The organism is Ruegeria sp. BHSC223 (assembly GCF_059613025.1).
Genome location: NZ_JBXWRR010000001.1, coordinates 162,395 through 176,693 on the forward strand (window position 1 = coordinate 162,395; position 14,299 = coordinate 176,693).

At 65.0% G+C, this 14,299-nt stretch carries 10 protein-coding genes; 6 read left to right on the forward strand and 4 right to left on the reverse strand.

Annotated elements, in window-relative coordinates:
• Positions 1-89 precede the first annotated feature (89 nt).
• The 4 genes from trkA (at position 90) to hflX (ending at position 4,649) form a co-directional block, all read left to right on the forward strand.
• Positions 90-1,466, forward strand: coding sequence for a Trk system potassium transporter TrkA (gene trkA / locus AC2FNY_RS00830; protein WP_234162611.1), 1,377 nt, complete (start codon positions 90-92; stop codon positions 1,464-1,466).
• A complete protein-coding gene (locus AC2FNY_RS00835; protein ID WP_496801338.1) occupies positions 1,466-3,001 on the forward strand; it encodes a TrkH family potassium uptake protein in 1,536 nt (511 codons plus the stop codon). The genes trkA and AC2FNY_RS00835 overlap by 1 nt, the downstream gene beginning before the upstream one ends.
• Positions 3,002-3,138: 137 nt before the next feature.
• A complete protein-coding gene (hfq, locus tag AC2FNY_RS00840; RefSeq protein WP_011047807.1) occupies positions 3,139-3,378 on the forward strand; it encodes an RNA chaperone Hfq in 240 nt (79 codons plus the stop codon).
• Entirely contained in the window at positions 3,378-4,649 is a 1,272-nt protein-coding gene (gene hflX, locus AC2FNY_RS00845) for a GTPase HflX (RefSeq protein ID WP_496801339.1), read from the forward strand. Before hfq ends, hflX begins: the two co-directional genes overlap by 1 nt.
• Here the strand turns inward: hflX and AC2FNY_RS00850 are convergent.
• The 4 genes from AC2FNY_RS00850 to hemB form a co-directional block, all read right to left on the reverse strand.
• The gene (locus AC2FNY_RS00850; RefSeq protein WP_496801340.1) at positions 4,634-5,818 is read right to left on the reverse strand and encodes a cation:proton antiporter; all 1,185 of its coding nucleotides are present in this window, start codon (positions 5,816-5,818) and stop codon (positions 4,634-4,636) included. The two genes, hflX and AC2FNY_RS00850, sit on opposite strands and share 16 nt — an antisense overlap.
• 2 nt (positions 5,819-5,820) lie before the next feature.
• Positions 5,821-8,289, reverse strand: coding sequence for a penicillin acylase family protein (locus AC2FNY_RS00855; protein WP_496801341.1), 2,469 nt, complete (start codon positions 8,287-8,289; stop codon positions 5,821-5,823).
• Positions 8,290-8,433: 144 nt separating this feature from the next.
• Positions 8,434-9,006, reverse strand: a complete 573-nt coding sequence (locus tag AC2FNY_RS00860) for a YSC84-related protein (protein WP_234166477.1) — start codon at positions 9,004-9,006, stop codon at positions 8,434-8,436.
• A gap of 139 nt (positions 9,007-9,145) precedes the next feature.
• Positions 9,146-10,144 (reverse strand): porphobilinogen synthase, encoded by a 999-nt coding sequence (gene hemB / locus AC2FNY_RS00865; protein ID WP_496801342.1) that lies wholly within the window; start codon positions 10,142-10,144, stop codon positions 9,146-9,148.
• Between the two features lie 123 nt (positions 10,145-10,267).
• Here hemB and AC2FNY_RS00870 point away from each other — a divergent pair, with 123 nt between their 5' ends.
• Both AC2FNY_RS00870 and mfd read left to right on the forward strand, forming a co-directional pair.
• The gene (locus AC2FNY_RS00870; protein ID WP_496801343.1) at positions 10,268-10,792 is read left to right on the forward strand and encodes a component of SufBCD complex; all 525 of its coding nucleotides are present in this window, start codon (positions 10,268-10,270) and stop codon (positions 10,790-10,792) included.
• Positions 10,793-10,822: 30 nt separating this feature from the next.
• Positions 10,823-14,275: a transcription-repair coupling factor gene (gene mfd / locus AC2FNY_RS00875; protein ID WP_496801344.1), complete on the forward strand. Its 3,453-nt coding sequence runs from the start codon at positions 10,823-10,825 to the stop codon at positions 14,273-14,275.
• Positions 14,276-14,299 lie beyond the last annotated feature (24 nt).

Genomic DNA, 14,299 nt, shown 5'->3' on the forward strand with positions numbered 1-14,299 from the left:
AGTGGCACTGAATTCGGCGTCTGACAATTGAATTGACCCTGTCCCGGCCTTCTGTCATTCAAAAACCCTCAGGCAAAAGGGGCCAGGGAATGAAGGTCATCATCTGTGGGGCCGGGCAGGTCGGATGGCAGATCGCGCGGCATCTGTCGGGCGAACTGAACGACGTGACCGTGGTGGACAACAACCCCGATCTGGTGCGCCGCGCGACCGAAACGCTGGACGTGCAGGGCATTGCCGGTTTCGCCTCGTATCCCGATGTGCTGGAACGCGCGGGCGCGCGCGACGCGGACATGATCATCGCGGCCACCTATTCGGACGAGGTCAACATGGTCACCTGCCAAGTGGCCCATTCGGTGTTCGGCATCCAGCGCAAGATCGCCCGCCTGCGCTCGAAATCCTATCTCAACGCCATTTATTCCGACCTGTATCGGCGTGAGCATCTGCCCATCGACGTGGTGATCAGCCCCGAACGCGAGGTGGCCGCCGCCGCCATGCGGCGCCTGTCGGCGCCCTCGGCATTTGATACCGAAACCTTCATGGACGGTCAGGCTCAGTTGGTCGGCCTGTCGGTGGACGAGGAAAGCCCGGTCATCAATACGCCGCTGCGCCAGCTGACCGACCTGTTTTCAACCCTGCGCGCCATCGTTGTCGGGATCCGGCGCGAAGGCACGCTGTTTGCCCCCGAACCCGGAGACCAGATCTTCGCAGGCGACGAATGCTATGTCTTCTGTCATGTGGATGACGTGAACAGAACGATGGAAGTCTTTGGTAAGACATATAAAAAGCAGGATCGTGTTGTGATTGTAGGCGGCGGGAACGTGGGCCTCGAAGTGGCCCGCGCGCTGGAGGAGCACAAGACGCGCATTCATGCCAAGGTGATCGAGCGCGACCGCCGCAATGCCGAGCGCGCCGCCGAGGCGCTGGAGCGTACCATCGTGCTGCATGGCGACGGGCTGGATGCGGGCCTGTTGGCCGAGGCCGGGATCGCGCGCGCCGATGCGATGCTGGCGGTGACCGACGATGACCGCACCAACATGCTGGCCGCCGTGCGGGCCAAGGCCGAGGGCTGCCGGCTGGCGATTGCGCTGATCAACGACCCGACCCTGGTGGCGCTGATGCCGCCCCTGGGCATCGACGCCTATATCAACCCACGCGCCACCACCGTCAGCTCGATCCTGCGTCATATCCGGCACGGGCGGGTGCGGCAGGTCTATTCCATTGGTGATGCCGAGGCCGAGGTGATCGAGGCCGAGGTGCTGTCGACTTCGCCCATGGCCGGCCAACGGCTGCGTGACATCGACTTTCCCGAGGGCGTTCTGGTGGGTGCGGTGCGCAAACAGGGCAAGGTGGTGCGCCCGACCGGCGAATTGCGCATCGAAGAGGGCGATGTGATCGCCATCTTCGCCATGGCAGACGACGTCCCTGAGGTCGAGCGGCTGATGCAGGTCTCGATCGACTTCTTCTGATGACGCGCCGTAGAAAAACAGAAGAGTCGGGCCTGTTGCGGCAACTTCCGCTGGCATTGCTGATTTGGGGTCTGTTCTCGGTGATGATGTGGGTACCGGCGGCCTATGCGTTGACGTTGAACGATCACCCCACCTCGCGCTCGTTTTTCTATTCCGGCATTCTGGGGCTGGTGACCGTCACCACCATCGTGCTGGCACGGGCCGGGCGGCCGTCGCGCCATGGGGTGCTGGGGCAGTTGGCGGCATTGTTGTCCACCTTTGCGTTGTTGCCGTTGTTTCTGGCGGTGCCGTTTCACGACGCGCTGAAGACCACGAGCTTCCTGAACTCTTATTTCGAGATGGTCAGCGCGATCACCACAACCGGGGCCGAGATGTTCCCCGACCCCGGTCGCCTGAGCGCGCCGCTGCATCTGTGGCGGGCGCAGGTGGGTTGGCTTGGCGGGCTGGTGATGTGGATTGCAGCCTCTGCCATCCTGGCGCCGTTGTCGCTGGGCGGTTTCGAAGTGACGGCCCAGGGACAGCCGGGCCGGGTGCTGGTCGGGCAGGGGGAAAGCGTCGATCCCCGTGGACGGCTGATCCGCATCGCGGCGACGCTGGCGCCGGTCTATGCGGGCCTGACGCTGGTTGTTGCGCTCCTGCTGCTGGCGGCGGGCGATCCAGGTCTGGTGGCGATCTGTCATGCGATGTCGGTGATGGCGACTTCGGGCATCTCGCCGGTGGGCGGACTGTCGGGCAGCGCTTCGGGCCTGACGGGCGAAGCGATCCTGTTCCTGTTCATGTTCTTTGCGCTGTCGCGGCTCACCTTCTCATCGGACACCGCCATGCGCGGCCATGCCCGGCTGGATGAGGATCCCGAGTTTCGCATTGGCCTGCTGATCCTGCTAGGGGTTCCCGCGCTGCTCTTCCTGCGCCACTGGTCGGGCGCGTTCGAGATCGCCTCGGGCGAGAACGTGACACTGGCGCTCAGGGCCCTGTGGGGCAGCCTGTTCACGGTGATGTCCTTTCTGACCACGACAGGGTTCGAATCCACCGATTGGGCCGAGGCGCGGCAATGGTCGGGGCTGGGTACGCCGGGGATGATCCTGCTGGGCCTTTCGGTGATCGGCGGCGGCGTTGCCACCACTGCCGGCGGGGTCAAGCTGTTGCGGGTTTACGCGCTTTACCTGAACGGTATGCGGGAAATGCAGCGGTTGGTTCACCCGTCGTCGGTCAGTTCCGCCACCGGGCGCAACCTTCGTATCCAACGTGACGGGGCGTTCATTGCCTGGGTGTTCTTCATGCTGTTTGCCATTTCACTGGCGGCGATTGCACTGGCGTTAGCGGCGGCGGGATCGGATTTCGAAACCGCCATGGTGCTTAGCATTGCCACGCTCAGCACCACCGGTCCGCTGATCGAGGTTGGCGCTGAGTTGCCGATCCGCCTGATCGAGATGCCCAACGCCGCAAAGGTGATTCTGAGCGGTGCGATGATCATCGGACGGCTGGAAACGCTGGCCTTTATCGCGCTGATCACCCCCGCGCTGTGGCGGAATTGAGCGTCGGACGCTGCCGGGGCTTTCGCAGATAAGCTCTATTTTCGGCTGGCATATCCCAAATTGGCGCGACATACTCCGCCTGAGGGAGCGCGTTGGTCCGCAGCGCGTTGCAAGAACAAAGGCGAGATTGAACAAAAATGGCTTCGGACAGACAAAATCTGCAGGACGCATTCCTGAATCACGTCAGAAAGACCAAGGTTCCGGTCACGATTTTCCTGATCAACGGTGTGAAATTGCAGGGTGTGATCACCTGGTTCGACAATTTCTGCGTGCTGCTGCGCCGCGACGGACAGTCGCAGCTGGTTTACAAGCATGCGATCTCGACGATCATGCCTGCCCAGCCGATCAGCCTGTATGAGGGCGAAGACGCCAATTGATGGAACATGATCGGGCGCGCACCCGGGCCTGGGTGCTGCACCCCGAACTCAAATCCGATCTTGATCGCCGTGACCCGGTTCCGGCGCTGGAAGAAGCCGTGGCTTTGGCCGCGGCCTTGCCGGATCTCGAGGTTGTCGGATCTGGCATCGTGCGATTGGCCAAGCCGCAGCCCGGACACCTGTTCGGATCGGGCAAGGTCGAGGAACTGGCCACGCTGTTGCATGACAACGAGGTCGAGCTGGTGCTGATCGACGGGCCGCTTTCCCCGGTGCAGCAGCGCAATCTGGAAAAGGCATGGAAGGTCAAGATACTCGACCGGACCGGCCTGATCCTGGAAATCTTCAGCGACCGCGCCCGCACCCGCGAAGGCGTTTTGCAGGTCGAGATGGCGGCACTCAGCTATCAGCGGACCCGGCTGGTGCGCGCCTGGACTCACCTGGAGCGTCAGCGCGGCGGTCTGGGCTTTGTCGGCGGTCCGGGGGAAACCCAGATCGAGGCCGACCGGCGGGCCATTGACGAACAGCTGGTGCGGCTCAAGCGGCAGCTCGACAAGGTGGTCAAGACCCGCGAGCTGCATCGCAAGGCGCGCGCCAAGGTACCCTATCCGATCGTGGCGCTGGTGGGATATACCAACGCGGGCAAATCGACCCTGTTCAACCGGCTGACCGGGGCCGAGGTGATGGCCAAGGACATGCTGTTCGCCACGCTCGATCCGACCATGCGGCGGGTGGTGCTGCCCGACGGGCCCGAAGTGATCCTGAGTGATACCGTGGGCTTCATCTCGGATCTGCCGACCGAGCTGGTGGCCGCCTTCCGCGCCACGCTCGAAGAGGTGCTGGCCGCCGATCTCATTGTTCACGTGCGCGATATCAGTCATGCCGCGACCGAGGAACAGGCCAGCGATGTCGAGGCCATTCTGGCCTCGCTCGGGGTGGACGAGGGGCGGCCGAAATTCGAGGTCTGGAACAAGGTCGATCTGCTCGACCCCGACAAGCGCGCGGCGCTGCGCGACCGGACCGCGCGCGATACGTCGCTCTTTGCGGTGTCGGCAGTGACGGGCGAGGGGCTGGAGCCTTTGCTGTCGGCCATTGCCCAGGCGCTGGCCGAGACCCGCAGCGAGGCGGTGCTGACCCTGGGCTTTGCCGATGGCAAGCGGCGCGCCTGGTTGTTCGAGCAGGACGTGGTGCAGGCCGAGGAACAGACCGAGGACGGGTTCCGCCTGACCGTTCTTTGGACGCCGCGTCAGGCGGCGCGCTACGCTGCGCTCTGATCACCGTTGTCGCTGACACGGCGCAAGGCATAGGCGGCGGCAAGCGGTCCGGCCAATTCGAACACCACCGTGGCGCCGATGGCGAGCGCGGTGATCATGTCCGCAAATTGCGGAAACAGATCGCCCGCGATCAGCGCCATGCCGATGGCAACCCCGGCCTGTGGCAACAGGGCCGGGCCGTACCACGGGCGTTCGGCTTGCGCGGTTCCGGCCAGCTTCGCTCCGGCCCAGCCGCCCAGCACCCGGCCCAGCACGCGCAGTGCCACATAGCCCATCAGCAGGGGACCGACCGCCCAGAGCGCGCCGAGATCCAGCGTGGCGCCTGCCAGGATGAAGAACACGATCATGAAGGGCCATTCAAAATGCTCGATCTCGCGAAAGGCCCGCTTGTGATGATGGGCGAGGTTCACGATCACCGCCCCCGCCGTCATCCCCGCGATCAGATAGGAGAGATCCAGCCAGAGCGACAGGCCCGCGGTCAGGAACACCAGCCCCAGCGCCTCGATCCTGAGCGGCTCGCCCCCTGACAGGCGCCCGGTCAGATAGGCGCCGGGCAGACCGACGGCCAGGCCCAGGGCAACCGATCCCGCGATCTCGACCAGCGCCCCACCCAACAGGCCGGGGCCGGACCCGTTCCCTTCGACCGCTCCGGCCAGTACCGCCACCAGTGCAAAGAGCAACACGCCCCAGGCGTCGTCGATGGCAACGATACCCTTGAGCCTGCGGGGGAAATCGCCGGTCGCTTGGCCCTGCCGGATCACGTCGAGCGTCGCCGCCGGATCGGTGGCGGTGGCCAGCGCCCCCACGATCAGCGCCGCCGCCAGCGGCATGCCGATCATCGCCAGCCCGGCCGAAACGGTCAGCTGCGTCACCACCACCACCATCAGCGAGATCACCACGATGGCGCGGCCATGGGCGCTGAGCGTGCGCAGCGACAGTTCTCCCCCCAAGAGGAACGCGACCATGCTGAGCGCGATGACCGACACGATGGGATAGACGGCGGCGAGGCTCTCGGGGATCAGGTCAAACCCCGCCGAACCGGCCATCAGCCCGCAGAACAACAGCAGCGTCACCCGCGGCAACCGGCTGCGCGCGCCCAGTTGATCGGCGGCCAGACCCGCCAGGAACAACAGCCCCAGCGCGATCAGATCGGCGGCATAGCCCTCCATCCTCATTCGGGCGCGGGCAGCAGCAGGGTCACCCCCACTGCCGCCGCGCGTGCCAGGTCGGCATCCAGCGACATCGGGATATATTCGCCACGCCGCCACAGCTGTGCCTGATCGTCGTAATAGCGGGACAGGAAATGCCCCGATTGCCCGGTCGAGATGACAAAGACCGAGCTGTCGGGATCGGCGAAATCATAGACCCCGCGATAGCCCGCGCCATGCACGTTGCGGAACGGGTCCGGGTCCTCGCCCGAAGTGCGTCCCCGTTGCAGCGTGTGGTCGCCGCCGCTGGTCGATTGCCGGATATTCACGAAATAGCGCAGCACCGGCACCTCGCCCAGGACCGGGTGATCATGGGTGGCCTGATGCGCGTCGCCCCAGCGCAGGCTTTCCAGCGCGGTGCCATACCGCTCGCCGATCCAGACCAGCGCATCGTCCAGCGCCAGCCGGGCGATCTCGGTGCAGCTTTCCCTGGGCGCGCTCTGGCGGATGTCGCACCAGACCGCTGCGCCGTCGATGTCGCGGAACACCCGCTCGATGAACAGCGGCTCGACATGTTTGAATTCAGCGGCCAACGGCCCCAGCTCGTCGGTGATCAGCCGCTTTTGCAGGGCGCGCAGCCAGGCGGCATAGATCAACGGCTCGGGCAGGTGTTCGTTCATCTCGCCGTTCCATTCGGCAAGAATGGTCAGGGCGATCTGGCGCTGGCGCTCGGGTGTGCCCTCGGGCGCGGCCTCGCCGGTGAACCACAGATCGGCGCCAATGAGCGGCAGCAGGGTGCGCGCCGCCGGGCTGACCGGGTCCTGCTGCGCCTCGATGAAACTGTCGCGGGTATGCACCTCGCGCGATTGCATCAGCCTCTGCCAGCGGGTCACCCGCTGGGTATCGCCCCACACAAACGAGACATGGTTGGGAAAGGGACGTTCCAGCAGCTTGTTGTTGGTATTGCCCAGAATACCGCCCACTGGGCCGACGAATTCCGGGTTCGAGGCATAGGGCATCCGGCCCTGCCAGCGGTTCTCGGCCCGCCAGCCCTGTGCAGGCAGGCGTCCCTGGCTTTGATGGCGCGAGTCACGGCGGGGCACCGCGCCCACCATCTTGAGCGCCACGGTCTCGCGGTCGGCCAGCGTCAGGTTCTGAGAGGGACCGATATAGGTTTCGGTCGCGCGGATTGCCTCGTGCACCGTGCCGGCATTGACCAGCGCCAGCGCCGCCGACATCGAGGTGTCGCGCGGGTTCAGCATGGTCCAGCCCAGCGACATCACATGACCGGGCGGGGTGATGGTGTCCAGATCGTAGACGCTGCCGGGAAGGACCGGCCCGTTCTCGGTCCAACGCAGGGTCAGCGTGATCGGGGCCGCGCCCTTGATCTCGATGATCGAGGGACGGCTTTCAAAGGCCTTGTAGCCGTCCGGGGTCAGGTATTCCTCGGGGTTCTCGGGGTTCAGCTTTTCCACGAACAGGTCCTGATCGTCCATGTAGGACGAGGTCAGGCCCCAGCCCAACCGTTCGCTGCGTCCCAGCAGCAGCGCGGGCATGCCGGGAATGGTGCCGCCGATGACGCCGCCATTGGCCAGCTCCAGCCGCGCCAGGTACCAGGTCGAGGGCGCGGCAAAGCCCAGATGCGGGTCGTTGGCCAGCAGGGTGCCACCGCTGGCAGAGCGCGAGGGCGCTGCGGCCCAGGCATTCGACGCCCCGGCCAGACCCCGGCGCGGCAAGGGCGACAGCGGATCGCGCGGCGTTTCGCGCCCGGCGGCATAGCGGGGCAGGTCCGGGAACAGTTCGGCATATTCCGGCAGCGCGGCAGTGCCGGTACCAGGTGCGTCGGGCAGGATATCAAGCAGCCGCGCGGGATCGCTCAGCATCAGCGAGGTGCGCGCGCGCAGCACCTCCTCCTCCAGATGGCCCGAGAGTTGCAGACCCATCAGCTTGATGATGGCCAGGCTGTCGGCAGGTTGCCAGGGGGCGACCGGAGCGTTGAAGAGGAACATCTCGGGCGCGCCACGGCCCAGCGCCTCGTCGTTGATCTCGGCCAGGCGGGCGTTGACGCCAGCGGCATAGGCCTTGAGCGCGGCTGTGGCATAGGCGTCCTGCGCGCCGACCGACTGCTGTGCCAGCCGGTAGAGGTCGAGCCGACGCAAGAGGCGGTCGATGCCGACGGTGCGCGGGCCGAACACCTCGGACAGACGGCCCTGCACGGTGCGGCGCAGCATGGTCATCTGCCACAGCCGGTCCTGCGCATGGGCATAGCCGAGACCAAAGAACACGTCCGGGTCCGAGCTGCCGAAGATATGCGGCACATTATGGGTGTCGCGCACGATCTCGACCGGCGCGGTCAGCCCGGCAACCTCTTGGGTCTGGTTGTATTCAGGCAACGATTGGCCAGCCAGATAATAGACCAGCACCACAGCCGCGACAGCAAGTGCGATCAGACCGGCGGCAAGGCGAAGTAGCCAGCGAAAGAGCAGACCCATGAGCGACCCGTGATTTCCCCGAACTCGGATTTCCCGAGCGACACTAGGGGATTGGCAGAGAAAACGAAAGGGCGGCTCGGTGGCCGCCCCTGCGATGGATCAGAGCCCGGTCGTGACCACGTCGCGCCGGTGTGAGTGCGCCGATCAGGGAATGATGCGGGTATATTTGGTGCCTTCCAAGGTCGCGCCCACGCGCAGGCCGGCCCGGCCGAACACTGCCGCCAGAATCGGCGAGCGCAGCGTATTGGTATCGGCGGCCAGAGAGTCTCCCTGATCGCTGACCACATATTCCAGATCGGCCCCCGCTGCCCAGCCACTGGACCGGCGGAATTCACTGAGCGCGGCCTGGGTCATGAAGAACAGGACATGGGCATATTGCTGGGCGCCCACCTGCAAGCCGGCGCTGCCCTTGACGGCCGAGTAATAATCCACCGTCACACCGTCGATGCGCAGGGCGCCACGCCCATAGCCGCCGCCAAAGACGAAACCGGCCTCGGTCAGAAGCGGCATCACCAGCAAGCCGGCTGCCTTTTGCGAGATCTCGACCGTGTTGGGGAACTGGGCGTACATCTCGGTCAGTGTGGCATTGACGCGGGCGTCGATTTGCGAAGCGTTGGAATTGCCGACGCCATTGCCGCAGGCCGCGGTTACGGTCAAGCCTGCAATGCCAAAGGCAAAGCCGCGACGGGTCAGTCGGGGGTGGTGGATACTGCTCATATCTCTCGATCTCTGTAATGTTGCCTGACAAGCCGGGTTTTCCCGGTCTTGACGGCGACAATACGCCGAACCGGCCGTGCTGTCACCAAACAACTGCCTCGGTTCGGCGAGTTATCGCCCGCGGCGCTTGCGTACGCGGTCAGCCTTGCAGGATTCGGGCTACCTCGGGGGCGAAATAGGTCAGGATGCCGTCGCATCCGGCGCGCTTGAAGGCCAGCAGGCTTTCCAGCATCACCTTGTCGCCGTCGATCCAGCCGTTCTGCGCCGCCGCCCGGATCATCGCGTATTCGCCCGAGACCTGATAGGCATAGGTGGGCGCGCCAAAGCTCTGTTTCACCCGGTGGCAGATGTCCAGATAGGCCAGCCCCGGCTTGATCATCACCATATCGGCGCCCTCAGACAGGTCGCGCTGGATCAGGCGCAGCGCCTCGTCCGTGTTGCCCGGATCCATCTGATAGGTCTTCTTGTCGCCGGTCAGCGCGCCCGAGGCGCCGACCGCGTCGCGGAACGGCCCGTAAAAGGCGCTGGCATATTTGGCGGCATAGCTCAGGATCAGCACATTGCGATGCCCGGCCGCCTCAAGCGCCTGTCGCATGGCGCCGATGCGCCCGTCCATCATGTCCGAGGGGCCGATGATATCGGCGCCCGCCTCGGCCTGGGCCAGCGTCATCCTGACCAGTGCCTCGACGGTTTCGTCATTGACGATCTCACCCTCGACCACATAGCCGTCATGGCCGTTGATGTTGTAGGGGTCGAGCGCCACATCGGTCATCACCGCAATGTCGGGGGCGGCGGCCTTGATGGCGCGGATGGCGCGGTTGGACAGGTTGTCGGGGCTCCAGGCCTCGGCGCAGTCCTCGGTCTTCAGCGCGGCATCGGTATAGGGAAACAGGCAGATGGCCGGAATGCCCAGCGCCTGCGCCTCGACCGCGGCCTGCGCGATCTTGTCGACCGAGCGGCGCATCACGCCGGGCATCGAGGGCACCGGTTCCTCGATCCCTTCGCCCTCGCGCACGAAAACCGGCCAGATCAGATCGTCGACGCCAAGGGTATTCTCGCGCACGAGGGCACGCAGCGCAGGCGATTTGCGGGCGCGCCGGAAACGGGCGGCGGGAAAGGCGGCGACGGTCGGTGTCATGCATGGCTCTCCTTGCACATTTGTGCATTGGGTGGCATGGAATTGATCCGGTCACAAGGGTACCAATGGCCGCGCAGGCGGGATAGAAGGCCGCGATGACGGCCAGAGGGAAGGGCAGAGCGTTTGGATTGGTATTCCTCGATCTTCGAACTTATCGACATGCGCAGCTTTTCGAACCTGTGGTTCTGGATCGCGCTGGCAGTGGTCTGGTCCTCGGCCAGCCACTGGGTTCTGGGCGTGCCATATGACATGGTGACCCGCGCCCGTCGGGTCGGCGGGCAGGCGGCGCAGGATCTGGACGATATCGCACGGGTCAACGTGAATCGCATGCTCTATATCGTCGACACCGCCGGATTGTGGATCTTTGCCTTTTGCTGTTTCACGCTGTCGGCGCTGGCGATGCTTGGGTTCTTCTATGGAATGGAATTCGCGCAGGCAGTGTTCCTACTGGCCTTTCCGATGTCGCTGGTGGCGCTGTTGAACCTGTCCACGGCGCGGCGGGTGCGGGCGCAGGCGCTGACGGGAGAGGAACTGGCGCGCGCCATCGGGCGCTGCCGGATCTACACCCAGATCATCGGCATGGTGTCGATCTTCTTCACCTCGCTCTGGGGGATGTATCAGAACCTGTCGATCGGGGTTCTGGGCTAGACAGACGGAAACGGACAGGGACACGTCACGATGAAGGCACCGAACCATGTGCTGGTGGGCGGCGCGCCCGAGGGCTTTGACGCCCGGCTTATCCTGAACGAGGTCGCCCGCGCGGGAGGCCCGGTGCTGCATGTGGCCCGCGACGACAAGCGGCTGGAGGCGATGCGGGCGGCGCTGGCCTTTTTCGCGCCCGACCTGCCGGTTTTCGTGTTCCCAAGCTGGGATTGCCTGCCTTACGACCGGGTCTCGCCCAATGCCGATGTTTCGGCCGCGCGGATGGCGACGCTGGCAGCGCTGGTGCACCAGATGCCGGACCGTTTCGTGTTGCTGACCACGCTCAACGCCGCGACCCAGCGGGTGCCCGCGCGCGACCTGCTGCGCGAGGCGGCATTCAGCGCCCAAGTCGGGCGGCGGGTGGATGAACAGGCGCTGAGACAGTTCCTTGTCCGCATGGGGTTCAGCCAGAGCCCCACGGTTATGGAACCCGGCGATTACGCGATCCGGGGCGGTATCATCGACATCTATCCGCCCGGTGACAGCGGGCCGGTGCGGCTCGACTTCTTTGGCGACGTGCTGGATGGCGCCCGCCGCTTCGACCCCGCCACCCAGCGCACCACCGAGAAGCTGGACCTGATCGAACTGGCCCCGGTCAGCGAGGTCATTCTGGACGAGGCGGCGATCACCCGGTTCCGCCAGAACTATCGCATCGAGTTCGGCGCCGCCGGAAGTGACGATCCGCTCTACGAGGCGGTGAGCGCCGGGCGCAAGCATCAGGGCGTCGAACACTGGCTGCCCTTCTTTCATGAGCAGCTTGAAACCCTGTTCGACTATCTGCCCGGTGCCACCGTGACGCTGGACGATCAGGTGACGCCCACCCGCCTGGCGCGTTGGGACAGTATCCAGGACCAGTACGAGACCCGCCGCCTGGCCATGTCGGACCGGTCCCGGATGGACAGTGTCTATAAACCCCTGCCGCCGAGGCTGCTGTATCTTGACGATGGCGATTGGTCGGCGCTGCTGGCGGATCGGCGGGTGATGCAGTTCAACCCGTTGCCGCAGGCCAGCGGCCCCGGTGTGATCGACGCGGGCGGCCGGATCGGGCGCAATTTCTCGCCCGAGCGCGCACTGGAAAACGTCAGCCTGTTCGGGGCCTTGGCCGATCACCTTAAGGCCCGTTTGGCGGATGGTCCGGTGCTGATCGCCTCCTATTCCGAAGGCGCGCGCGAGCGCCTCACCGGCCTGATCGAGGATGAGGGCCTGGCCGAGGCGATCCCGGTGGCAAACGGCACCCGCATCGGCAAGCGCGGCCTGCACCTGGCCGTCTGGGCGCTGGAACACGGGTTCGAGGCGCCCGGCCTGACCGTGATCTCGGAACAGGATGTGCTGGGCGACCGGCTGATCCGCCAGCCCAAGAAGCGCCGCAAGGCCGAGAATTTCCTGACCGAAACCCAATCGCTGACCCCCGGCGATCTGGTGGTGCATGTGGATCACGGCATCGGGCGCTATCGCGGGCTTGAGGTGATCACCGCCGCCGGTGCCGCGCATGAGTGCATCGCGCTCGACTATGCCGAGGAGGCGCGGCTGTACCTGCCGGTCGAAAATATCGAGCTCTTGTCGAAATACGGCCATGAAGAAGGGTTGCTCGACCGTCTTGGTGGCGGCGCCTGGCAGGCCAAGAAGGCCAAGCTGAAGGAACGCATTCGAGAGATGGCCGACCGGCTGATCCGGGTGGCCGCCGAGCGCGCTCTGCGCAAGGCGCCGGTGATGGACCCGCCGCCGCATGCCTGGGAGGATTTCAGCGCCCGCTTTCCCTATCAGGAGACCGACGACCAGCTGCGCGCCATTGGTGACGTGATGGACGATCTGCATTCGGGCATGCCTATGGATCGGCTGATCTGCGGCGATGTCGGCTTTGGCAAGACCGAGGTGGCGATGCGCGCGGCCTTTGTCGCGGCCATGTCCGGGCTGCAGGTGGCGGTGATTGCACCCACCACGCTGCTTGCGCGCCAGCACGCGGCCAGCTTCCGCGACCGGTTCCGGGGCTTTCCGCTGGAGGTGCGGCAACTCAGTCGCTTTGTCTCGGCCAAGGAGGCGCAGCAGACCCGCGAGGGTCTGGCGCGCGGCACGGTGGATATCGTGATCGGCACCCATGCGCTGTTGGCCAAGGGCATCCGGTTCCAGAATCTCGGCTTGCTCATCATCGACGAGGAACAGCATTTCGGCGTCGGTCACAAGGAGCGGCTGAAACAGCTGCGCTCGGACGTGCATGTGCTGACGCTGACGGCAACGCCGATCCCGCGCACCCTGCAACTGAGCCTGACCGGCGTGCGGGATCTCTCGATCATCGGTACGCCGCCGATCGACCGGCTGGCGATCCGCACCTATGTCAGCGAATTCGACGCGGTCACCATCCGCGAGGCGCTGTTGCGCGAGCATTACAGGGGCGGGCAGAGTTTTTACGTGGTGCCTCGCATCACCGATCTGCCGGATATCGAGACCTTCCTGAAGGAACAGCTGCCCGAACTGACCTATGTGGTGGCGCATGGACAGATGGCGGCGGGTGAGCTCGACGACCGGATGAACGCGTTCTACGACGGCAAATATGATGTGCTGCTGGCGACGACCATCGTCGAAAGCGGGCTGGACATCCCCACCGCCAACACGATGGTGGTGCATCGGGCCGATATGTTCGGACTGGCGCAGCTTTACCAGATCCGGGGCCGCGTGGGACGATCCAAAGCGCGCGCCTATGCCTATCTGACCACCAAACCGAGGGTACGCCTGACCCCTGCCGCAGAAAAGCGGCTGCGGGTGCTGGCCTCGCTCGACACACTGGGGGCAGGCTTTTCACTGGCGAGCCAGGATCTGGATATTCGCGGCGCGGGCAACCTGTTGGGCGAAGAGCAGTCGGGCCAGATGCCCGATGTGGGCTATGAGCTTTACCAGTCGATGCTGGAAGAGGCGATCGCCAAGATCCGCAGCGGCCAGATGGAGGGGCTGAGCGAGGCCGACGACCAATGGGCGCCCCAGATCAACCTGGGCGTACCGGTGCTGATCCCCGAAGACTATGTGCCCGATCTGGACGTGCGGCTGGGCCTTTATCGGCGGCTCTCGTCGCTCACCACCAAGGTTGAACTGGAAGGGTTCGCGGCCGAACTGATCGACCGCTTCGGCAAGCTGCCCAAAGAGGTGAACACGCTGCTTCTGGTGGTGCGGATCAAGGCGATGTGCAAACGCGCTGGCATCGCAAAACTGGATGGCGGGCCAAAAGGCGCGACCATCCAGTTCCACAACGACAAGTTCGCCTCGCCAGCGGGGCTGGTCGAGTTCATTCAGGCGCAAAAGGGCCTGGCCAAGATCAAGGACAACAAGATCGTGGTGCGCCGCGACTGGCGATCGGATGCGGACAAGATCAAGGGCGCCTTTGCGGTGGCCCGGGATCTGGCCGAAAAGGTCGCGGCGGAGAAGAAGAGCAAGGCGTAGCACGCAGATTTTCAAGTGAAAATC

What these genes read in the sequence shown, in the direction of transcription:
- trkA (WP_234162611.1), top strand. Translation starts at nt 90, where the DNA reads ATGAAGGTCATCATCTGTGGGGCCGGGCAGGTCGGATGGCAGATCGCG.
- AC2FNY_RS00835 (WP_496801338.1), top strand. Translation starts at nt 1,466, where the DNA reads ATGACGCGCCGTAGAAAAACAGAAGAGTCGGGCCTGTTGCGGCAACTT.
- hfq (WP_011047807.1), top strand. Translation starts at nt 3,139, where the DNA reads ATGGCTTCGGACAGACAAAATCTGCAGGACGCATTCCTGAATCACGTC.
- hflX (WP_496801339.1), top strand. Translation starts at nt 3,378, where the DNA reads ATGGAACATGATCGGGCGCGCACCCGGGCCTGGGTGCTGCACCCCGAA.
- AC2FNY_RS00850 (WP_496801340.1), bottom strand. Translation starts at nt 5,818, where the DNA reads ATGGAGGGCTATGCCGCCGATCTGATCGCGCTGGGGCTGTTGTTCCTG.
- AC2FNY_RS00855 (WP_496801341.1), bottom strand. Translation starts at nt 8,289, where the DNA reads ATGGGTCTGCTCTTTCGCTGGCTACTTCGCCTTGCCGCCGGTCTGATC.
- AC2FNY_RS00860 (WP_234166477.1), bottom strand. Translation starts at nt 9,006, where the DNA reads ATGAGCAGTATCCACCACCCCCGACTGACCCGTCGCGGCTTTGCCTTT.
- hemB (WP_496801342.1), bottom strand. Translation starts at nt 10,144, where the DNA reads ATGACACCGACCGTCGCCGCCTTTCCCGCCGCCCGTTTCCGGCGCGCC.
- mfd (WP_496801344.1), top strand. Translation starts at nt 10,823, where the DNA reads ATGAAGGCACCGAACCATGTGCTGGTGGGCGGCGCGCCCGAGGGCTTT.